This is a genomic window from Methylocystis sp. NC52PC, from assembly GCF_055698645.1.
In genome coordinates this window covers 1939731-1959380 of the sequence record NZ_CP170127.1, presented here as the reverse complement: position 1 = coordinate 1959380, position 19650 = coordinate 1939731, and the positions used below count along the sequence as shown (strand labels likewise).

At 65.0% G+C, this 19650-nt stretch carries 20 protein-coding genes; 9 read left to right on the top strand and 11 right to left on the bottom strand.

Annotation, left to right across the window (positions count from 1 at the left end; all coding sequences use genetic code 11):
- Positions 1-164: 164 nt before the first annotated feature.
- Together ACETII_RS11445 and ACETII_RS11440 are read right to left on the bottom strand one after the other, a co-directional pair.
- The gene (locus tag ACETII_RS11445; RefSeq protein WP_363346004.1) at positions 165-1181 is read right to left on the bottom strand and encodes a fatty acid desaturase; all 1017 of its coding nucleotides are present in this window, start codon (positions 1179-1181) and stop codon (positions 165-167) included.
- Positions 1138-1587, bottom strand: a complete 450-nt coding sequence (locus ACETII_RS11440) for a hypothetical protein (RefSeq protein ID WP_472788114.1) — start codon at positions 1585-1587, stop codon at positions 1138-1140. Before ACETII_RS11440 ends, ACETII_RS11445 begins: the two co-directional genes overlap by 44 nt.
- Before the next feature lie 256 nt (positions 1588-1843).
- On the opposite strand from ACETII_RS11440, the gene ACETII_RS11435 reads away from it, so the two are divergent.
- Both ACETII_RS11435 and ACETII_RS11430 read left to right on the top strand, forming a co-directional pair.
- Entirely contained in the window at positions 1844-3148 is a 1305-nt protein-coding gene (locus ACETII_RS11435; protein ID WP_472788113.1) for a UDP-glucose dehydrogenase family protein, read from the top strand.
- 31 nt (positions 3149-3179) lie between these two features.
- Entirely contained in the window at positions 3180-3800 is a 621-nt protein-coding gene (locus tag ACETII_RS11430) for a YdcF family protein (RefSeq protein ID WP_472788112.1), read from the top strand.
- 57 nt (positions 3801-3857) lie between these two features.
- On the opposite strand, the gene ACETII_RS11425 is transcribed toward ACETII_RS11430, so the two are convergent.
- Positions 3858-4733 carry a FecR family protein gene (locus ACETII_RS11425; protein ID WP_472788111.1) on the bottom strand — a complete coding sequence of 292 codons (876 nt, stop codon included), beginning with the start codon at positions 4731-4733 and terminating at the stop codon, positions 3858-3860.
- A gap of 282 nt (positions 4734-5015) precedes the next feature.
- Between ACETII_RS11425 and flgF the strand changes: the two genes are divergently transcribed.
- Genes flgF through fliP form a run of 6 tightly spaced genes read left to right on the top strand, consistent with a single transcriptional unit; the run spans position 5016 to position 9722 of the window.
- Entirely contained in the window at positions 5016-5738 is a 723-nt protein-coding gene (gene flgF, locus ACETII_RS11420; protein WP_363345994.1) for a flagellar basal-body rod protein FlgF, read from the top strand.
- 4 nt (positions 5739-5742) lie between these two features.
- On the top strand, positions 5743-7062 hold the full coding sequence (locus ACETII_RS11415) for a FliI/YscN family ATPase (protein ID WP_363345992.1): 1320 nt from the start codon (positions 5743-5745) through the stop codon (positions 7060-7062).
- A gap of 53 nt (positions 7063-7115) precedes the next feature.
- Positions 7116-7652, top strand: coding sequence for a MotE family protein (locus tag ACETII_RS11410; RefSeq protein ID WP_472788110.1), 537 nt, complete (start codon positions 7116-7118; stop codon positions 7650-7652).
- A complete protein-coding gene (locus ACETII_RS11405) occupies positions 7649-8377 on the top strand; it encodes a flagellar basal body L-ring protein FlgH (RefSeq protein WP_363345988.1) in 729 nt (242 codons plus the stop codon). Before ACETII_RS11410 ends, ACETII_RS11405 begins: the two co-directional genes overlap by 4 nt.
- Before the next feature lie 14 nt (positions 8378-8391).
- Entirely contained in the window at positions 8392-8997 is a 606-nt protein-coding gene (locus ACETII_RS11400) for a flagellar basal body-associated FliL family protein (RefSeq protein ID WP_472788109.1), read from the top strand.
- Complete coding sequence (gene fliP, locus ACETII_RS11395) at positions 8994-9722, top strand: flagellar type III secretion system pore protein FliP (RefSeq protein ID WP_472788108.1); 729 nt, start codon at positions 8994-8996, stop codon at positions 9720-9722. The genes ACETII_RS11400 and fliP overlap by 4 nt, the downstream gene beginning before the upstream one ends.
- A 309-nt stretch (positions 9723-10031) precedes the next feature.
- Here the strand turns inward: fliP and amoB are convergent, their stop codons facing one another.
- The 6 genes from amoB to ACETII_RS11365 all read right to left on the bottom strand — a co-directional run bounded on the left by amoB (position 10032) and on the right by ACETII_RS11365 (position 15582).
- Entirely contained in the window at positions 10032-11291 is a 1260-nt protein-coding gene (gene amoB / locus ACETII_RS11390; protein WP_363345982.1) for a bacterial ammonia monooxygenase, subunit AmoB, read from the bottom strand.
- Positions 11292-11457: 166 nt separating this feature from the next.
- Positions 11458-12216 carry a bacterial ammonia monooxygenase, subunit AmoA gene (gene amoA, locus ACETII_RS11385; RefSeq protein ID WP_363345981.1) on the bottom strand — a complete coding sequence of 253 codons (759 nt, stop codon included), beginning with the start codon at positions 12214-12216 and terminating at the stop codon, positions 11458-11460.
- A gap of 331 nt (positions 12217-12547) precedes the next feature.
- Entirely contained in the window at positions 12548-13315 is a 768-nt protein-coding gene (amoC, locus tag ACETII_RS11380) for a bacterial ammonia monooxygenase, subunit AmoC (protein WP_363345979.1), read from the bottom strand.
- Positions 13316-13877: 562 nt separating this feature from the next.
- The gene (folK, locus tag ACETII_RS11375) at positions 13878-14357 is read right to left on the bottom strand and encodes a 2-amino-4-hydroxy-6-hydroxymethyldihydropteridine diphosphokinase (protein WP_363345977.1); all 480 of its coding nucleotides are present in this window, start codon (positions 14355-14357) and stop codon (positions 13878-13880) included.
- A gap of 3 nt (positions 14358-14360) precedes the next feature.
- Entirely contained in the window at positions 14361-15215 is an 855-nt protein-coding gene (gene folP / locus ACETII_RS11370) for a dihydropteroate synthase (RefSeq protein WP_472788107.1), read from the bottom strand.
- Positions 15208-15582 carry a 4a-hydroxytetrahydrobiopterin dehydratase gene (locus ACETII_RS11365; RefSeq protein WP_363345973.1) on the bottom strand — a complete coding sequence of 125 codons (375 nt, stop codon included), beginning with the start codon at positions 15580-15582 and terminating at the stop codon, positions 15208-15210. Before ACETII_RS11365 ends, folP begins: the two co-directional genes overlap by 8 nt.
- A gap of 109 nt (positions 15583-15691) precedes the next feature.
- On the opposite strand from ACETII_RS11365, the gene ACETII_RS11360 reads away from it, so the two are divergent.
- Entirely contained in the window at positions 15692-16660 is a 969-nt protein-coding gene (locus ACETII_RS11360) for a beta-ribofuranosylaminobenzene 5'-phosphate synthase family protein (protein WP_472788106.1), read from the top strand.
- On the opposite strand, the gene ACETII_RS11355 is transcribed toward ACETII_RS11360, so the two are convergent.
- Both ACETII_RS11355 and pdeM read right to left on the bottom strand, forming a co-directional pair.
- A complete protein-coding gene (locus ACETII_RS11355; RefSeq protein WP_472788105.1) occupies positions 16657-18945 on the bottom strand; it encodes a hypothetical protein in 2289 nt (762 codons plus the stop codon). The genes ACETII_RS11360 and ACETII_RS11355 overlap by 4 nt on opposite strands.
- A 48-nt stretch (positions 18946-18993) precedes the next feature.
- On the bottom strand, positions 18994-19644 hold the full coding sequence (gene pdeM / locus ACETII_RS11350) for a ligase-associated DNA damage response endonuclease PdeM (RefSeq protein WP_472788104.1): 651 nt from the start codon (positions 19642-19644) through the stop codon (positions 18994-18996).
- Positions 19645-19650: the final 6 nt, after the last annotated feature.

The window sequence follows — 19650 nt, the reverse complement described above, 5'->3', positions numbered from 1 at the left end:
GCTCGATCCTCTCAAATGCTCGCCCGCATGTTTTATTTGAAACAAGGGACGGCGTCCAAGGGACGGTCTCGTCGTCGCGCGGGGGGCGCGCGAAGCAAGCCGCGCCGCTCCGGCCGCGGATTGCCTCGCTGCGCTTGCAGGAAGGGCGGAGCGCCCGGCGCGCGTCAGGCCCTGGCCGCCTCGCCGAGCGCGAGGAGAACGGCGGCCATGGCCTCGCCGTTCTTCAACTCCTCGTAAACGTAGCCGCAATCGATCATGGCTTTGCGGGTGGCTTCGCGCATCTTGGGCAGATTGCGGCGGGCCATCGTGGGGTACATGTGATGTTCGATCTGGCTGTTGAGGCCGCCGGTCAGCCAGTCCAGAAAAGCGGAGGTCGGCGTGTTGCGCGTCGAGCGCGCCTGCCGGTCATAAAAGCCTTTCGCCTCTGTCGCGTCATAGACCTCCATCCCGGTGTGATTGAGGACGAAGACGAAGGCGAGGATAAATCCGCCGAGGAGCTGCGCGCAGAGAAACCAGAGCCAGCCCGTCCAGGCCGGGCCCGGCGTCAGAAAGCCCGCGAGCGTCAGTCCGAGCGCCCAATGGGCGACGCAAAGCGCCGCCTCGAGGTTCAGTCCCCGGCGCGCAGCCGTCTCGATGCTCTGCCAGCTCCAATTGAAACGGGCGAGCGAGAGCAGCGGGAAGAACAGCGGCACCTGAAAGCGCGGCATCACATAGGAGAGAAGCCGTTGCCAGGTCGATTTGCACGCCTTGCTGTTATAGTCGACGAGCGCTTTGTCCCAGACGATCCACGGCACGGAATCGATGTCGCCGTCGATCGGGACCAGCACGCCGTCTTCGCCCACGCGGCAGCCGTTGGGGAAAGAATGGTGCAATTCATGCTTCTCGATCCACCAGGCGGAGCCGAACCCCTGAAATAGCGCCACGACGCCGAGCATGAAGCGCGGCTTCGCGTCGTCTCGCGGTCCCCAGTGATTATGGGCGAGGTCGTGGCCGAGATAGGCGGTGCGCGGGTAATGCATCCCCAGGAGAAGCGCGCCGGCGAGGGCGAAGGCGCCGCCCTTCGACAGCAGAAAAAAGGCAAGCGCCGGGACGGCCACGACTTCAACGCAACGGAGCGCCTGCTCCCATGCGGGCACTTTAAAATAACCCTTTTCCTTCGCCTGAGTTTTCAGTATTGCCATGCGCTGGGCCAGCGCTCTCGCGTCCGGACTGCTCTGGCGTCCGGCCGTTATGTCGATTGTCTCGGTCAATGTTTCCCCGCAGCGCCTGCTTCGGCTTGTTTTGATTTTTTGCCGCGCATTTCCATTCGGCTATAGCTCTGCGATTGTCAAATGCTTTACCCGAGAAACGATGGATGAAAGTAGGTTTTTTCGGTATCGAGCCGCTCTGCAGCCAGGTCGTCTCCGAAGAGGCGCGGCATAACGGCATTACTTCGCTCGCTTCACCCGCGAAGTCGCAAGTCGACGTCGCCGCCGCGCGCCCGCTTTTATTCTGCGTTGCAGCAAGACAGGATGGACGGCGCCGGGGAGAGACTGTCACGATCTCCGATTTAGTCTTACGCAAGTCTTGAGGAACGCTTTCGCTCATGCGTGGTCATAAAAGCGTTGTGAACGACGCGCACTCCCTCGCCGAAACGATGAATGAACGCCCTCCCGCCCAAATGAGAAGACAAGCTCTACTGAAAAAGCGCCAACCGAGACTTTGCGCGCCAAAGGCCCGGCCCGGATAAGCTTGCCGAACGCCTGCGGCTTTCGTCGGAACATTGACAAAAAACGCGGCAGAAACAATGACTATGCACGGCTTCCAACGGTTTTCCGTGCGCTCTCGAGAGGACCATTCCTAAATGAACATTACGATGATCGGCTCCGGCTATGTGGGACTCGTTTCCGGGGCATGCTTTGCGGACTTTGGCCACAATGTGATTTGCGTCGATTCCGACGCCGGCAAAATCGAGCGGTTGAAGCGTAACGAGATTCCGATTTACGAACCGGGCCTCGACGAACTCGTCGCCAATAACGTCAAACAGGGCCGCCTCGCCTTCACGACCGAACTCGCGCCCGCCGTGAAAGGCGCCGATGCGGTGTTCATCGCCGTCGGCACGCCATCGCGCCGCGGCGACGGGCACGCCGATCTTTCTTACGTTTACGCCGCCGCCAAAACGATCGCCTCGGCGCTCGACGGGTTTACCGTCGTCGTCAACAAATCGACCGTGCCGGTCGGCACCGGCGACGAGGTGGAGCGCATCATTCGCGAGGTGAATCCGAAAGCCGACTTCGCGGTCGTCTCCAACCCGGAATTCCTGCGCGAGGGCGCCGCCATCGAGGACTTCAAACGCCCCGACCGCGTGGTGATCGGGGTCGAGGAGCCGCGCGCCCGCGAGGTCATGGAGGAGATCTATCGGCCGCTGTCGCTCAACGCGCCGCCGCTCGTCTTCGTCGGCCGCCGCACTTCGGAACTCACCAAATACGCCGCCAACGCCTTTCTGGCGACCAAGATCACCTTCATCAACGAGATTGCGGACCTTTGCGAGAAGGTCGGCGCCGACGTTCAAGAGGTCGCCCGCGGCATCGGCCTCGACAAGCGCATCGGCTCGAAGTTTCTGCACGCCGGGCCGGGCTACGGCGGCTCCTGCTTCCCCAAGGACACGCTGGCGCTCATCAAGACGGGACAGGACGAGGGATCGAGCCTGCGCATTGTCGAGACGGTCGTCGCCGTCAACGACTCGCGCAAGCGCGCCATGGCGCGCAAGATCATCCATGCGCTCGGAGGCTCGGTGCGCGGCAAGCGCATCGCGCTCTTGGGACTCGCCTTCAAGCCCAACACCGACGACATGCGCGACGCGCCGTCCCTGGCGATCGTCGCCTCGCTCGCCGGCGACGGCGCCGAGGTGCACGCCTATGATCCCGAGAGCATGGCGCAGGCGCGGCCGCTGATGCCGGAGGTGATCTTCCACGAGGACGCCTATTCGGCGATCGAGGGCGCCGACGCGCTGGCGATCGTGACGGAATGGGACGCGTTCCGCGCGCTCGATCTCGAGCGCGTCAAGCGCCTGCTCAAGCAGCCCATCCTCGTCGATCTGCGCAACGTTTACCGCCCGGCGGACGCCCGCAAGCATGGCTTCGCCTATGTGAGCGTCGGACGCAGGTGAGGTAGGGCTCCGGCGCGAGGGCTCGGAAGACATGTTCGTACGGATCGCCGGACGCGTCTGCCTCGCCGCCGCCCTGCTCAGCCTGCCCTACGGTTTTCTGGCGTTCGACTCCTTCAGCGCGCCGCCGGCCCAGTCCATCGAGTCTGTGGCGGCGGCCGTTGTTTTCACGGGCGCTCACGAGCGCATCGACGCCGGACTCCAACTCGCCGCGGCCGGCGCGGCGCCGCGTCTGTTCATTTCCGGCGCAAACAGCCGCGCCGGCATTTTTCCCGGGCGATTCGCGCCGCTCTTCGCCGAGCGCAACCCCAATATCAAAGACCTGCCGCGGCTCCTGGCCTGCTGCGTCGAGTTGGGCGAAATGGCCGACAACACCGCCGCCAACGCTCTTGAAACGCGGACCTGGCTGCAGCAGCGGAAAATCGAGGGTCCCGTGCTGCTGATTACGTCCCGCCTTCACATGGCGCGCGCGCTGGCGCTCTTATCGGCGACGCTGGGACAGCAGCGAATTATCCCCTATCCGGTCGAGGATGCGCTCAACGGCGATCCCCTGCGGGAGAGGGCCGAAGAATATGCAAAGTATCTGGCGACGCTTGTGCTGGTGAAGCTGCCCTGGATCTTCGACGCGAAGCGGCTTGCGAGCGTTTCCGCTTAAGCCGCGCCCTCGCGGAGGCCCTGCGGCGCGACGCGCTTGCGGCGCCGCGCGCCGTCTTTAGTTGTTCGGCTGCTGTTGTCCCGTCGACGTCGCAGGGTACGGCTGGTTGATCCGCGGCGGGAAGGTCAGCGGCGAGTTGTTGTTCTGCCCGGCCAATCCGCCCCCGATTCCGCCGCCGATCGCTGCGGCGGCGGCGGCGGGCGCGAGGATCGAGCCCAAACCCTCGCCGGGGATCCCCAGTTGCTGGGCCTCAGCAAAGGTCTCGGCCGTGCACATGGCCCCGGCGCAATCGATCATCTGGTTGGGCGGCCCGAATTGCGCGGCCGTCAGCGAACAGACGTGAACGACGCCATCGAGGACGTTGATCACCGACCTGCCCTCTTTGCCCTGAATGGTCGCGCTTTGTCCGGCGCCAATGTCCGAGCATTTCGATTTGCAGTTCTTGCCGCCGGCGCAGGTCTCTCCGACCGTTTCTCTGCGGCCGGAGCCGGAATAGGAGAATTCGAAGACGGTGCCGCGCACGCCGATGGTGGCGACCGGGGACTTTATCTCATAGGCGTGCTTGTCTGAACTGCCGGTCGTGAAGCGCAGCGCGCCCTTGGCGATATTGATCGTCGCCTTCTGGTAGCTCGACTCTCCCGAAAAGACGAATTTATCCAGCTTCACCACCGAACTCGGCCCGATGGACAGATTGGTGTTGTCGGTGAAAACGACCTTCGCCGCGCTGTCGGGGGTCGTCTTGATGATCTCGTCCCGGACGATGCCCTCGCCGACGTTGATCAGCGCCGTCCGGGTTGGCAGCACGCCATTGACGTCATTGCGCACATAGGAAGCGACGCCGATGCTGTCATAAGCCCAGGCGCCGCAAGCCATGACCGCGGCCGCGGCCGCGACGCTGGCGAAAAGCAATTTCTCACGAATATTTTTGAACATTGCAGCGCCCCTGCCCAAGGCGACGAACCAGGAACGCCGCTCATTGGGGCTGGGCGGCGCTTGCGCGAACTTTGCGTTAAATTGGTCTCGGATCAAGTAAAAATGTGTTCAAGCGCCGCCTAAAATACGTTTTGTCTGCAGTTTTTTTCAGCAAAGCTCAAAATTAGGCTCGGCTGGATCCGTCGGGAGCCCACAGCGGCGCTTTCCATGAGCGAGGCTGGCGCCGCTGGGACAAGCTTCGCGGCCCAACATCTTAAAAATTGGAAAACGCAAGGCTAAGCCATGCAACCGGCCTTTTACGTCACGCTCTCCTCCCAGGTCGCATTGGACAAACGGTTGACGACCATCGCCGAAAATGTCGCCAACGCCGCGACCATCGGCTACCGCGCCACGGGCGTGAGCTTCGACACCGTGCTGTCCAAGGCGTCGCCGACGCCGACCGCCTACGCCACGGCCGGCGCAGATTTCATCTCCCGCGCCCCCGGCGCATTATCGAAGACCGACAATCCCTTGGACCTCGCCGTTGTCGGCGACGCCTGGTTTGCGATCCAGACGCCCCAAGGGGTCGCCTATACGCGAGACGGCCGCTTCAAAATGCTGGAGACGGGCGACGTCCAGACCCTCCTGGGCCATCCGGTGCTCGACGCAGGCAACGCGCCCATTGTGCTCGATCCGACCGCTGGCGCGCCAATGATCTTTCGCGACGGCATGATCCAGCAAGGCGACCGCCAGTTCGGCGCCGTCGGCCTGTTCCAGATCGACGGGGCGGCGACTCTGCGGCGCGGCGAAAATTCGAGCGTCGTTCCGTCGATTCCGGCGACGCCGATCGTGAACTTCACGCTCAACGGCGTGGCGCAGGGCCATCTCGAGAACGCCAATATCAGCCCGGTGAGCGAGTTGACGAAGTTGATTTTGGCGCATCGCAGCTTCGATAACGCCGCCGCGGCCTACGACATGCTCGACGCCTCGCAGCGCGCCGCCGTCCGCACGCTCGGCGGCGCCTGAGCCTTTGGCGGACGCGCTCACGCGGCTCGGCGACGCCGTCGCCTCTTTCGCCCGCAGGGGCGCGCGGCTTTCCGTCAGCGGCGTCGTCACGGAAGTCTCGCCGTCGCATTTCCGCGTCGAGGGATTGTCGAAATTTCTGCGCCTCGACGATTGCGTGCTGCTAGAAGGCGCCGGACGCTCCTGCCACGGCCAGGCGATTCGCATCGACCGCGCCGGGGTGCTGGTGAAATCCTTCGAAAGCAACGCCGGGGTCGGCCTCGGCGCCCGGGTCACGCGGCTGGGGCCCATCGAAATCGCGCCGCACCTGGACTGGAAGGGCCGCGTCATCGACGCGCTCGGCCGCCCCATCGACGGGCTCGGCCCGTTGAACCAGGGGCCGACGCGCGGGCTCGATGCGCCCCCGCCCAACCCGATGTCCCGCGCGCGAGTCGACGCGCCGGCGCCGACAGGCGTCGCCGCCATCGACGCATTCACGCCCCTCTGCCGCGGCCAGCGGGTCGGCGTCTTCGCCGGTTCCGGCGTGGGCAAATCCACGCTTTTGTCGATGATGACCCGCTCTGCGGCTTTCGACTCGGCGGTGATCTGCCTCGTCGGCGAGCGCGGACGCGAGGTGCGCGACTTTCTCGCCGAGGCGCTCGGCCAAAGTGCGGCCAATGCGGTCGTCGTCGTCGCGACGGGCGACGAAAGCCCGATGATGCGACGGCTGGCGCCGCTGGCCGCGACGGCCATTGCCGAAAGTTACCGCGACCAGGGCCAGTCCGTCCTGCTGATCATGGACTCCGTCACGCGCTACGCCCATGCGCTGCGCGAGATCGCGCTGGCCGCCGGCGAGCCGCCCGCGGCCAATGGCTTCGCGCCGAGCGTCTTCGCCGATATCCCCCGCCTCCTCGAACGGGCCGGCCCCGGCCTCGACGGCGGCGGCTCGATCACTGCGATCTTTTCGGTGCTGGTCGACGGCGACAATCACAATGATCCGATCGCCGACTGCATCCGCGGCACGCTCGACGGCCACATCGTTCTGGAGCGCGAGATCGCCGAACAGGGCCGCTATCCCGCGATCAATATATTGAAATCGATTTCGCGCCTCGCGGACCGCGTCTGGAGCCCGCCGGAGCGCGAGATCGTGGCGAAGGCGCGCGCGCTCGTGGCGCGCTTCGAGGATACGCGGGACCTGCGGCTGCTCGGCGGCTATCAGCCGGGTGGCGACGCGGAGCTCGACCGGGCCGTGCAGCTGACCCCGGCGATCTACAAGGCGCTGCAGCAAGCGCCGGACGCGCCGCCCAAGCCCAATGTCATTCAGGAACTCGCCGCCGTCCTCTCCTGACACGCGCACCCGCCAGTCACGCGTAAGCTTGGGTCGTCAATGCTTTTCAAACCATGACAAGTCGACTCGGACTAAAGCGAATCAAGCGCGTGGGCGCGCTGCGGCGCCAGGCGATCGCCAGCGCCATGATCCCCCTGCTCTTCTGGCTAGCTCGCGTGACGGACGCAGAAGCCGGTCCGGGCGCGGGCGTCCGTGACGAACAACATTATTGCGCCGACATCGCCGCTTCCGTCGAGACCCTGCGTCTGGAGCGGCGCCGCCACGAGCTCGCGCGGCTCGAGACCGAAGTGACCGCGCGGCTGCAGGCGCTCGAGACCCGCCAGAATGAATTGCGCGTCATTGTCGACCGCCTTGACTCCTTCGAGCGCAATGCGAGCGAGGCGCTCGTTGGCCTTTACGCGCGCATGAAGCCGGAAGCAGCCGCCGCGCAACTGTCTGAACTCGATGACGACGTCGCGGCGGCGCTGCTGCTGCAGCTCAAAGGAAAGGTTTCGAGCGCGATCCTGAATGAAATATCGGTCGCCCGCGGCGCGGCCCTCGTCAAGAAAATCTCGGATTTGCGCAAGTCCAGCGCCGCGAGACAGCCATGACCCGCTTGACGCTCGCCTGCGCGCTCTCTCTTGCGGCCGCAGGCTGCGCGACCGACCCCCGCGACTTTGCGCGCGAGCCGCTGATGTCGCCGGTCGGCTCCGGCCTCAATTTCTACGATGATCAATTGCCTGTCGGAACGCTGCGCGGCGCCTCGCTCGGGCCCGGCATGCAGCTCGACGAAAACCGCGTCAACCTTTTCAAGGACGTCAAGGCGATGAGCGTTGGCGACGTCGTCACGGTGGTCATTTCAATGGACGACCGCGCAGTGCTCGGCAATTCGACCGACCGCTCACGGGAGGCCAAGATCAAATCCAAATGGACGTTCCTGCTCGATCTCGTTCCGGCGCTCGGCGGCCTCGCGTCGTCTCAGACGAAGCAGACGGGCGCCTGGCAAAACGATATCGACAACAAGTCCGAGACGCAGGGCCAAGGCACCATCAATCGCTCGGAGCAGATCAAATTCACTTTGGCCGCGGTGGTCACGGCCGTCATGCCGAACGGCAATCTCGTCTTGCACGGATCTCAGGAAATTCGCGTCAACAGCGAATTGCGCATCCTCACGATCGGCGGGATCGCGCGTCCGCGCGACATCAACAAGGACAATTCCATCTCCTACGACAAGATCGCCGAGGCGCGCGTCTCCTATGGCGGACGCGGGCGGCTGAGCGAAGTCCAGCAGCCCGCCTGGGGTCAGCAGCTCTACGACACTTTCGTTCCGTTCTGAGGAGGCGCGTCACAATGGCGGAGACCGATCGACAGTCGACAGACGCGCCAGGCGGATGGCGGCAATTGCTGATCCCACTCATCGCCGTCACCGTCGTGGGCGGCGGCGGCGGCGGCTTTCTCGGCTATGCGCTCTTGGCCTCGAAAGACTCCGCGAAGGCGGAACTGCCCGAGGCGGGCGGGCGCGCGCCCGCAAAGGAGTCGGCAGAGGCTGGAGCGGACGGACACGGCGCCCCCAAAGAAAGCGCCCAGGGCGAGCACGCTGGCAAGGCCCATGGCCACGACGCGGCGAAAGGCAAGGAAGCAGCGCAGCCAGCCGCGCCGGCGCAGCTGAAGGTGAGGGAGTTGCCTCCCGTCGTCGCCAATCTGGGCGGCGAGAAGCGCGCATTGGTGCGCATCCAATCCGCCATCGTCTACGACGCGGGCGAGCTGGAACATCTCGATACGCTCATCCCCATGCTGATGTCGGACATCACAGCCTTCATCGGCACCTTGGACCTCCCGGCCATCGAAGGTCCCGACGGCTTACGGCGGCTGCAGGAAGAATTGACGGAGCGCGCCGCCACGCGTTCGGAACGCCGCATCCGGGAGCTGATCATCGAGGCTTTGGTCGTCCAATGAGAGCGGCGCTTCTCTTCGCCCTTCTGCTTGCGCCGAACGCTGGCCTCGCCGCCGACGGCTTCGATCTGAACGCGCTTCTGCCAAATCCCGGCGGCGCGACGAGCGGGCGCCTCATTCAGCTCATGGGCGCGCTGACGGTTCTGTCCATCGCCCCGGGCCTGCTGGTGATGGTGACGAGTTTCACGCGCTTCGCCATCGCCCTCTCCTTTCTGCGCGCCGGTCTCGGGTTGCAAAGCACGCCGGCCAATCTCGTGATGATCAGCCTCGCCCTGTTCATGACGTTTTACGTGATGGCGCCGAGCGGCGAGAAGGCCTGGGAAACGGGGGTCCGGCCCCTCATCGAGGGCAAGATCGGAGAAGCTGAGGCGTTCAACCGCATATCGCAGCCGTTTCGGCAATTCATGCTCGCGAATGTTCGGGAGAAGGACCTTCGTCTATTCGCGGATCTGCGAAGGCCCGACGCCGCCGCGGCCAAGGATGGGCCGCGCCTGGATGTGCTCGTGCCGGCCTTCATGACCTCGGAACTGCGGCGCGGCTTCGAGATCGGCTTCCTGATTGTCGTTCCCTTCCTGGCGATCGACGTCATCGTCGCGATCATCACGATGTCGATGGGCATGATGATGTTGCCGCCGACAACGATCGCCCTGCCGGCGAAGGTGCTGTTCTTCATTCTGATCGATGGGTGGAATCTGCTTATCGGAAGCCTGATCCGCTCCTTCGGCTGAGTCGAGACCAGTCGGCAAGCGCACCCTTTTCGCGGGCCGAAACGCCTGTGTTTTTCTCCGCCGAGGGAAGTTGCGGCGTGCGCCCCTCGAGGCTCTCCGCGTTTTCTTGAGGCCAGTTTTTGCTTGCGCAGGGCAGAGGTCGATTCGCGGCTTTGGCCGGGCCGACGCTTTTCGATGCAGATCGCGAAAGGATCGAGGCGTCCTTCGCGGCGGGCCCGAGCCGCTGGACTTTCTTCTGCCGGGCAAAAAGCGAAACCGGCCGGATCTTTCGATCCGGCCGGCTTTTTCAGGTTAGCGATCGTTGTTCGCTCAGGGCATGTCGCCGGCGACGAACTTCGGAATCACCGGGCCGCCGATTTCAGCCGCGAAGCGCTTGCCGTCGGGCGTGAAGAAGAACAGCAGGCCGCCGATCTGGCTGTCGGTGTCGTAAGCCAGGTCAGACAGACGCTCGATGTCCCAACGCGCGTCCTGGATCTTCACCGTGATCTCCTTCGACTCGCCGGGCGCGATCGTGTCGTCGTTCGACAGGCCGCGGTCGGCAAGCAGGTAGTCCGGGAAGTCAGGCTTCGAGGTGAACACCGACGGGTTCAGGAAGCGCAGGCCAGCGGCGGTGTATTCGCCGAGGCGCACCGGCTGAGACGTGCCGTTCTTCACCTTCACGTTGATCGTCAGCTCACGGCCCGGAACCTTGTAGACGCCGCCGTTCAGCTCGGTCGTCACCTGCTCCTTGCCCACGCCAGCCGTGCCTTCCGTCTCGATCGGCGTCAGCGGCTTCTGCAAGCCGGCCTGAAGCGGGATCGTGCGCGGGAAGGTCGAGTTCGTCACGGCGTAGCCGACGATGGTCGCCAGGATCGTCAAAGCGAGAACGATCGCGCCGATACGACGGTCGTCATCGCCGATGACGTCATCAGGACGGCCTTCCGCGACCTTGACGTAGGACGCGATGATGCCCTTCCGGATGAACCAGAACAGGATCCAGGCGGCGCCAACCGCCATCCACGGCAGATGCCACGCATAAACGCGGCTGATGCCGTAGTGCTCGAGGTCAATGGTCGACCCGTCGAGGAGCGTCACCGGGTCGGTGAAGTCCTTCATGTCGCCCTTGATCTCAATCCACTGGCCGGGGCCGATGATCGGGCCGCCGCCTTCAACGTTGATCTGGGCGTGGACGTGCCAACGGCCCGCGCGACGGCCGCGCAGGTTGATCGAGAAGGCGTAATCCTTGCCGATCTCCAGCGACACCGAACGCGGCGCAAACTGCTCGCCGATGAACTGCGCCGTGCGAACCAGAACCGGGCCGGGCTCGCCGGCGTTCAGGAACGACACGCGCGGATTGGCGACCGCCTGCGGCCACGCCGAGAAGACGTGGACCTTGCCGGACAGAACCATGTCCTCGTTGACGTTGACCGTCGTCTTCGACCACTGAACGTCATACCAGTTCAGCGTGCGCATGCGAAGGAACGCCTGCTGCGACTTCTCGCCGTGCGCCGAAGCCGGAGCAACCGCTCCAAGCGTCGCCGCCACAGCAGCCGCCGCGCCAATGGCGGCGAGCTTGACTAGCTTTTTCATGAACAAACCTCCCAGGTTCCTCTTCCGGCCGGCGCCTCGCGCGCCAGCCGACTTTTTTCCTCGCAAGCCGTGAAGCCAAATCATCGACCCGGCCGCATGCGGACCTGCGTTCTTTTCCTCTTCGAGACAGGCCGCGACCCGTTTCAAAACCGCGGCCCAGCCCGCATTAGATGGAGTCGATGACCTTGGTCGTGGAATACCAGCGACCCATGAACCACCACAGGAAATACACCATCATCGAGACGAAGCCCGAGAAGAACGCCGCAACCGGCACAACGTCCTTACCGAACGTGCGCAGCGTGCCGCGCTCGACCATGCGGATGTATTCCGGCATCGACGTGCGGACGTAGTGGAGGCCGATCAGGTCGGCGAGGGTCATCAGCTGACCATGCTGCTCGGTCGCCTGGTGGAAGGCGGCGATCGCCGGCCAGTTGTTCGGGTAGAACAGCAGACCCCAGCCCAGCGAACCGACAACCGCCGTGATCACATAGGAGCCCGACAGAAGCAGGATCACGTCGAGCCAGATCGCCGGAACGATCAGAGCGGACGGGAACACAAGGCTGATCGGGAAGTAGGTCCAGCCCCAGAAGTTGACGTAGCGGTTGATCCACTCGCCAATCAGGAGGCCGAGAGCCGCGAACACCGCGCCGAACGGCAGACGGAAGTTCACCCACCAGAAAGCCTGCGACGCCGCGCAGAAGGTCACGCCCAGAATCGGCACGACCGTCGGCCACATACGACGATCCTTCCAGTCAACCCAGAAGTCCCAGTCGCCCGCCGTCAGCATGAAGTGGACGTGATAGCCGCCCAGAACGGCGAAAAACAGCAACACAAGAAGCATCCAGTCCGTCGTCTGAACGCAACCCGCCGCCTCGGCGACGGAGTTGAACGGACCGACCGCCCCCCCGCTTTTCGATTGTGACATCACTCTTCTCCTTGGTGTTTCTCGGAAAGCCATCGTGGGCTCCGAGCTTTCTTTTTGCCGCAGGACGGAACGAAAGCCCCGGACCCGCGTCCAAACCCGATGCGCCCTCTCGAAACGCCCGCGTTCGGTTTTCTTTTGCGCAACGCGAAACGTGCGCCGCGAAACCTTCCCCTTCCCGAGCCGGGGGCGAACCCCCCGAGCCGCGACACGAAAAACCAGCCCCCGCCGAAAGTCACGGCAGATCAAAAGCCTTCTCGTGTCAGTGGTGTAAGCGAAAATCCCGCCGGAACCGTCCGCCCGCGCCAACCGGGCGCGGGCGGCCTTTGTCCGATTACTCGGTCAGGAGGGCGACGCCTTCCTTGCCGATCAGCGCATGAATGCGCATCAGGATCTGCAGCACGACGCCGAAGACGCCCAGGGCCATCCAGCCGAAGAACACGAAGCCCCAGTGCAGCGGAGCGACGAACAGCTCTTCCATGAACCAGAAGGTGTGGCCCCACTCGTTCAGGCCGACGTTCGGGATGATCATGAACGGGCCGATGGCGACGATCAGGAACGCCAGCGAGTAGCCATGAGCAAAATACGGAATGCGGGTCTTCGCATAGAAGAACGCGCCAACCGCGATCACCGAATAGATCGGATAGCTCATGTAGAACTCGATGATGTGCGACGGCGTGAAGTCCGTGTCGCGAATCACCGTCATGTGCCAGGTGCCGTCCTGCTCCGTGAAGAACGACGCGCCCCAGTAAATGGCGATGCCGTAAACGACAAGCCACTGAACCAGAACCACCAGGCGGCGCATCTCTTCGCGCGGCGTCACCGCGTCGACGTTGCGGTCGCGGGTCTTCCAGAGATAGCCCGCAAGGCCCAGACCAGAGACCAGCTCCAGCGGGATCTCGGTCCAAAGGATCGACATCCAGTAGGTCTGGAACTCCGGCGCGAACGAATCCAGGCCAGCGCGCCAGCCGTAGACCTGCTCGTAAATGCGCACGATCAGATAGAAGATGTTGAGGACCGCAAGGCCGATCCACATTCCGCGAAGATCGACTATTTGTACCTCAGCAGCTGCGCCAGCAGCTGCGCTCGTCGTCGAAGCCATATTAACTCCTCCTATGTGCTCCCAGGGATATGCGCGTGACCGGTATCGCTCCGCCTCCCAGAACAGAGCTGCTTCGTCCTCGTTTGTCTTAAAACGTTAGGCAGGGCCCCCTAAAGGTCGCCCCACGCCATACCGCCCTTTCTTGACGCGGCCATCGGACATGCAGCCTTCAGAAAAATTTCCCGAAAGACCGAACATCCAATCCTGCCGCTTGTTGTTATCGGACGAACACCGACGTCGCCGCCTAAACAAAGCCCACTAGGCCACCCTAAGGGACCAGCCCAGAAAACCCCGTTTAGCGTGGCCCAACCATTCCCCCTCACCAGCATAATGACAATATCCCTTGGTATAGCAAAATGCTGTCTATCGAATAGTAATAACAACCCCAGTGGATGGCTTTTTACCTACCCTATTCGGCGCGGCAACGGGCCTTCGGCCGTTTCCTTAGACAGCGCAATAAGCCAAAAAACGCCGGGTTTTACAGCGGTTTGGCAAGACTTGAGGCGAGCCGCCGGCCTTTGCATGCTGCGCTGCGGCAATACCACCATCGGGGGTAGGCGAATTAACCTTCCGTCCAGGGTCTGACCCCGGCGACGTCGACCGCCGTCAGCGCCTCTGCGACGGGCGCGCCGTCGAGCACCAGGTCTGGCGCGATCTCCGCCAGCGGCAGCAGCACGAATCCACGCCCGAAAAGCTCCTTGTGCGGCAGCGTCAATTCGGGGTCGTCGAGCGTGTGGTCGCCCAAGAAAAGAATGTCGACGTCAATGAGCCGCGGCCCCCAGCGGCGGGTCGGCTCCCGGCCCATGTCGGCCTCGATCGTCTTGACCGCCGCCAGCAGTTCATAGGGCGAAAGACTCGTCTCGCCGATGGCGCAGGCGTTGGCGAAATCGCCCTGGTCGAGCACGCCCCAGGGCGGCGTCCGGTAGATGCGGGAGACGGCGCTCAGCCGCGCGATTCCGCGTTCTTCCAGCAGCGCCAGAGCCTTGCGAATATTCTCGGGCTTGTCGCCGATATTGCTGCCTAGTCCAAACCCCACGCGCATGGTTCACCCTTTCGCGCCGCCCAAGGCCGTGAACACCTCGAAGGCCGCGCGATGCTCGGCGACGTCGTGAACGCGGAAAATCTGCGCCCCGGCGCCGGCGGCGATCAGATTCGCGGCGAGCGTGCCGACCAGACGCCCTTCAATCAATCCATCCGGCAGTCCCTTGAAGATCGACTTTCGCGAGACGCCGATCAGCAGCGGAAAGCCGAGCTCAAGCAGCCTCGAAGTGGCCCGCAGCGCGTCGAAATTCTGACTCCGGCTCTTGCCGAAGCCAATGCCGGGGTCGAGCGCCAGATGGGCCTCGCTCACGCCCGCGCGCCGGGCGATATCGAGCGAGCGCTCGAAAAAGCGCAGCATGTCCGAGACGATGTCGATTCCGGGATCCGTCTCGGAGCGGTTGTGCATCACGACGACCCCCGCCCCCGCCTCGGCGATGGCCGGCGCCATGTCGGGATCGCGCTGCAGGCCCCAGACGTCGTTAACGACCGCGACGCCGACCGACAGCGCGCGCCGCGCGGTGATCGCCTTATAAGTGTCAATCGAAACCGGAACGCCCGCCTCTCGCACCAGCGCGGAGAGCAGCGGCTCGAGCCGCGCCCATTCCTCCTCCGCCGGGACCGGCGTGTGTCCGGGCCGGGTCGATTCGGCCCCGACGTCGACAATGTCGGCCCCGTCGGCGGCGAGCTTCGTCGCCTGGGCCAGCGCCGCCGCCCTCGAGACGAACAGTCCCCCGTCCGAGAAGGAATCGGGGGTGACGTTGACGATGCCCATGATGACGGGACGCCGACCGATGGGCTCGAAAAATCGATCCCGGGCGGCGGCGATCGCGGCCCAGTCGAACGACAAAGGCTCAGTCATATTTAATGTAGGCGAAGCGCTGATCGGTCTCCGGGGTGCCTTCGAGCGGGCCGCCCTCCTTGCCGGGCCGCCAGCCGACGACTTCCTCGATCTTCTTTGCGAGGTCGAAGTCCTTGTCGGTGATGCCCTTTGCGGTATGGGTCATCAGCTTGACCTCGACCCAGGCGTAAGAGGCGGCAATATCGGGATGATGCCAGGCGGCCTCGGCGAGATGGCCCACGGTATTGATGACCATCAGCGTGCCCTTCCAGCTGTGGGTCTTGTAGCGTCGGCGAATCCAGCCGTTTTCATAGCGCCAATGCGGCAGCTCCCGGCCCAGCCGCTCGACCACCTCATTCTCCGGCAGCGCTTTTTCTTCCTTGCTCATGAAAGCTTTCCTCCCCGGCGCCCGCGGTCGGCGGGCGGCTTCTTTCGCCAAAGGCAGATATAGCCTAAACGAGCGTGAAGTCTTGCGCGATCGACGGACAGGGAGCCCCATGTCGGCACAAGTGAGCGTCACGGCGACGGCCCGGCTGCATCTGGGTTTTCTCGACATGAACGGCGGCGTCGGGCGCAAATTCGGCAGCCTCGGCCTGTCGCTCGACGCGCCTGCGACCCGACTCACTCTCTCCCCAGCGCCGCAGAACAGCGTTGCTGGGCCGGAACAGGCGCGGGCGGCGCAGCTTTTGGCCAAGGCCGAGGCGGCGCTTGCCCCGGGAGACTGTCACGAGCTGACGATCGAGGAAGCCATTCCGGCCCATTCGGGCTTCGGCTCCGGCACTCAGCTCGCGCTCGCCATCGCGGCTGCGATGCGGCGGCTTCACGACCTGCCGCATGACGCCGCCGCCGACGCCGCGCTCATGTCGCGAGGCGCCCGCTCGGGGCTCGGCGCCGGGCTCTTCGTCACCGGGGGCCTCGTTGTGGACGGCGGGCGCGGGCCACAGACGCAGACGCCCCCCGTCATCGCGCGCGCCGAATTTCCGGAGGACTGGCGCGTCTTGCTCGTCTGCGACCCGACGGCCGTCGGCCTCCATGGGCCGGATGAAAAGGAGGCTTTCGTCGCTTTGCCTCCGTCGAGCGCCGCCGAAAGCGGCGAACTGTGCCGGCTGGTGCTGATGCAGGCGCTCCCGGCGCTGGCCGAGCGGGACCTCGGCCCCTTCGGCGCCGCCGTGACGCGCATCCAGGAAATCGTCGGCGATTATTTCGCCCCGCGCCAGGGCGGGCGGCGCTTCGCGAGCGCGAAAGTCGAGGCGGCGATCGGCGGCTTGACCCGCGCGGGCGCAACGGGCGGCGGCCAGACCTCCTGGGGGCCGACAGGCTTCGCCTTTGTGGAGAGCGAAGCCGCGGCGCGGCGGCTGCTAACGCAGATTGAGCCAGAGGCGCGCGCGGCGGGGCTGGAAATATCGATCCGCAAGGGGCTCAACCGCGGCGCGAGGATCGACGCAGTTTATGCGCAAGTGGCTTAGCCGCCGATCTCCCGCATCAACCCCGCTAAAGGCCTGAACACAAACCGCACCTCATGGCGCCCCTCGGGGATCGGGACCGCGCGAAACATCGCATTCGCCCGCAAGATTTCGGCCTCCTCCCCGTCCCGTGTCGCGAACCACCAGGGATGCCAGACATCATACAGGACGAGCCAGCCGCCGCCCGACGGCGCTTGGGCTTCGACCAAGATCTCCGTATTGCCATAAGAAAGAATCCGCGCCCGCGCGGCGTCGGGCGGCAGGCCCTTGCGCGAATGGCAGATCGGCGGCTCTTCGAGCAGAACCGTTTCGCGGTAGTCGGCCTCGGGCCATTCGCCGCTTTTCTCCAAAGCCGCGAAATCGACGTGCAGGGCGCAGGTTGCCACCATCACGCGCGGGAAGGCGCTCTTGTTCTCGTAGATGCGCACCTTGCCGATGCGGGTCAGCTCGGCGAAGTCGCCGGGCCGGTAGCGCTTGTCGATTGCTTCGATCGGAACCCCGGTCGCGACGTACCGCAGACCGAGCATGTCGGAGAGCGGCGAGCGGTAGCTGGGATAAAGCTTGGTGAATTCGCGCTGCTCGGGCAGCGCCAGATGGTCGCCGGCGCCGGTCGCGTCCTCCAGCACCTTCAGGCGGATCGGATTATAGCCGAGATCGTGCTCGAGCCCATGGACGAGCGTCGCGTTCGGCCAGTGGAAGTCGATCGCGGCGAGTTCGACGCGATCGCGCCGGTCGGGCGCGGCGGTCTCGGCGAGCTTGCCCTCGAGAAACTGGATGACAGGGTCCTTCGAGTTGGCGCGAAGCGCCTCGAATTGCTCGGGCGGCAAGGCGGTTGATTCGTTCGGGCCGTTGTTGAAGGCGAGATCCCCCGTCACCAGGGCGGCGACGGCGAGGACGCGCGCGGCGCCGTTGAGCTTGCCCATGCGCGTGAGAATGATCAGCGCGCCCGCGGCGGCGGCGAACACCGCGCTTGTCGCGAGAGGGACCGCCGCTTGCGCGAGATGGTCCCTCGAGGCGGCGTAGAAGGCGGCGAGCCCGAAGAGGCAAGCGAAAATCAGCGTCAGCCAGCCGGCGCGCGGCTGCGCCTCGCCACGCTCGATGAGGGTGAAGGAATAGCCGGCGAGGATCGCGAGCGCGATGTCGAAGAGGAAGGTGGCGTCGGCCGGTCGGCGCCACAGGTCGACGCCGGGGATATGATAGAAAAGCGCGAAGGCGGGCGTGTAGCGCCCGAGCGCGTAAAGCGTGAAAAAGACGAGGGCGCCGAAGAAGAAGCGCGCTTCCCTTTGCGCGAGACAGCGGCGCCCCATCGCGCCGACGATCGCCGCGACGGCGAGCGCGCTCGCGTAAACGTCCGTCATGTTGCGCGCGAGATAGAGGTCGGGCTCGCCGACGGGCGGGCCCCAATAGTCGGCAAGCGGGCCGTCCGTGCCGAAGATATTGGCCGAAAGCAGCGTGAAAAAGGAGGCCGGCGGCAACGATCCCTTATGCGCGCCGTCGAGGCTGATCTCCGGACGGTTGGAATGAGCGGCGAGTTCGAGGGTGAAAGCAAGCGGCAGCGCGACGATCGCCCCGCCGACCACGCCGCCGGCGAGGAGCGGCGCGACGGCGCTCTTGAGGGGCCTCGCGTCGGTGGCGACGCGATACACAGCGTAAGCGGCGAGCAGCAGCGCGCCGAGAAAAGCGACCTGATCGCGCCCGAGGACCATGAACGCCGCGACCGCCCCGGCCGCGGCGCCATAGGCGGCCGAGCGCCGATCGAGCGCGCGCGCCAGCAGCCACAAAGCGACGGGGAGCCAGGAGAAGCTCATGACCTGCCCGGTGTGCTGAATGCGCCAGGCCGCCGAACCCCCGAAAGCGAAAGCCAGCGCCGCCAGAAGCCCTCCCGCCGCGCTCCAGCCTCGGTCGCGGACATAGGCCATGAGCGCGAGGCCGCCCATGATGAGCATGCCGAAGACGATGGCGTCCTCGAGCATGAAGGAGGGTTCGGGAACGAGCGCCGCGGCGATCAGGAAGAAGGGCGCGAAGATGAGCGACTGCGGGTCGGCGATCTGCGGCATGCCGGCGAAGACGTTCGGCGTCCAGAAGGGCGACTGGCCGGAATGCAGCGCATGGGCGAGAAAAGCGAACTGCGGCTGGAAATGCGCCTTGGCGTCCCAGGGGATCGTCACGCGGCCCGAAAGCCAGGGAAAGGCGAGCAAGAGTCCGCAGGCGACAAAGAGCGCGGCGGCGAGCGCATAGGGCTCCTCGCGTGTTTCGGTCGCTGGCTTTCGCGAAAGGGTCGTCGTCATGCGCGGCTTCTTAGCGCCTTCGCGCCGCCGCGCAAAATGTGGCGGCCCCTAGGTGGGAAGCGCGAAGACGCGCGTTCCGGTCGTCACCACGAGCTGGCCCCAGTCGCGCGGATCAACCGCATGGCCGCCGGTGAATTCGCCAAAGCAGGGCAGAACGATCTCACGTCCACGCAGGCAGAATACGGGCAGCCGCAGCCTGTCCCGGCCCGGCCCGGAGAGCCGCGCGACCGGGTGGATGTGGCCGGACAGGAGCGTCGGACCTTCGATCTGGCCGGACGGCGGCGCATCATGCCACCCTTCGACGCCGTTAAGGGCAAAAGGCTCGTCGACGCTCGTGAAGCCGCAATCCTCGGGGGGGTCGCCGGCGCGCGCGTCGTGATTGCCGCGCACGACGATGCAATCGAGATCGCCGCGCGCCGCGCGCCAGTCCCGCAATTGCGCGAAAAGGCCTGACGAGCGCGCCAGCCGCCCGTGCAGGAAATCGCCGAGCACGACGAGACGGCGCGCGGCGTGGGCGTCGATGAGCGCGCCGAGCCGGCGCAGGTTCTCCTGCGTGGTGCCGCGCGGCACGGGCTGGCCGAGCGCGCGAAAGCTTGCGGCCTTGCCGAGATGCAAATCGGCGATCCACAGCGTGCGCGTCTCCGCCTGCCATGCCGCGCGCTGCGGCAGCAGCGCGAGACCGCGATGGTTATAAGACAATGCGCC

What these genes read in the sequence shown, in the direction of transcription:
- ACETII_RS11410 (WP_472788110.1), top strand. Translation starts at nt 7,116, where the DNA reads ATGACAAGTCGACTCGGACTAAAGCGAATCAAGCGCGTGGGCGCGCTG.
- ACETII_RS11360 (WP_472788106.1), top strand. Translation starts at nt 15,692, where the DNA reads ATGTCGGCACAAGTGAGCGTCACGGCGACGGCCCGGCTGCATCTGGGT.
- ACETII_RS11425 (WP_472788111.1), bottom strand. Translation starts at nt 4,733, where the DNA reads ATGTTCAAAAATATTCGTGAGAAATTGCTTTTCGCCAGCGTCGCGGCC.
- ACETII_RS11445 (WP_363346004.1), bottom strand. Translation starts at nt 1,181, where the DNA reads ATGGCAATACTGAAAACTCAGGCGAAGGAAAAGGGTTATTTTAAAGTG.
- flgF (WP_363345994.1), top strand. Translation starts at nt 5,016, where the DNA reads ATGCAACCGGCCTTTTACGTCACGCTCTCCTCCCAGGTCGCATTGGAC.
- ACETII_RS11400 (WP_472788109.1), top strand. Translation starts at nt 8,392, where the DNA reads ATGGCGGAGACCGATCGACAGTCGACAGACGCGCCAGGCGGATGGCGG.
- fliP (WP_472788108.1), top strand. Translation starts at nt 8,994, where the DNA reads ATGAGAGCGGCGCTTCTCTTCGCCCTTCTGCTTGCGCCGAACGCTGGC.
- ACETII_RS11430 (WP_472788112.1), top strand. Translation starts at nt 3,180, where the DNA reads ATGTTCGTACGGATCGCCGGACGCGTCTGCCTCGCCGCCGCCCTGCTC.
- ACETII_RS11405 (WP_363345988.1), top strand. Translation starts at nt 7,649, where the DNA reads ATGACCCGCTTGACGCTCGCCTGCGCGCTCTCTCTTGCGGCCGCAGGC.
- folK (WP_363345977.1), bottom strand. Translation starts at nt 14,357, where the DNA reads ATGCGCGTGGGGTTTGGACTAGGCAGCAATATCGGCGACAAGCCCGAG.
- ACETII_RS11355 (WP_472788105.1), bottom strand. Translation starts at nt 18,945, where the DNA reads ATGACGACGACCCTTTCGCGAAAGCCAGCGACCGAAACACGCGAGGAG.
- folP (WP_472788107.1), bottom strand. Translation starts at nt 15,215, where the DNA reads ATGACTGAGCCTTTGTCGTTCGACTGGGCCGCGATCGCCGCCGCCCGG.
- ACETII_RS11365 (WP_363345973.1), bottom strand. Translation starts at nt 15,582, where the DNA reads ATGAGCAAGGAAGAAAAAGCGCTGCCGGAGAATGAGGTGGTCGAGCGG.
- amoC (WP_363345979.1), bottom strand. Translation starts at nt 13,315, where the DNA reads ATGGCTTCGACGACGAGCGCAGCTGCTGGCGCAGCTGCTGAGGTACAA.
- ACETII_RS11440 (WP_472788114.1), bottom strand. Translation starts at nt 1,587, where the DNA reads ATGAGCGAAAGCGTTCCTCAAGACTTGCGTAAGACTAAATCGGAGATC.
- amoB (WP_363345982.1), bottom strand. Translation starts at nt 11,291, where the DNA reads ATGAAAAAGCTAGTCAAGCTCGCCGCCATTGGCGCGGCGGCTGCTGTG.
- ACETII_RS11435 (WP_472788113.1), top strand. Translation starts at nt 1,844, where the DNA reads ATGAACATTACGATGATCGGCTCCGGCTATGTGGGACTCGTTTCCGGG.
- amoA (WP_363345981.1), bottom strand. Translation starts at nt 12,216, where the DNA reads ATGTCACAATCGAAAAGCGGGGGGGCGGTCGGTCCGTTCAACTCCGTC.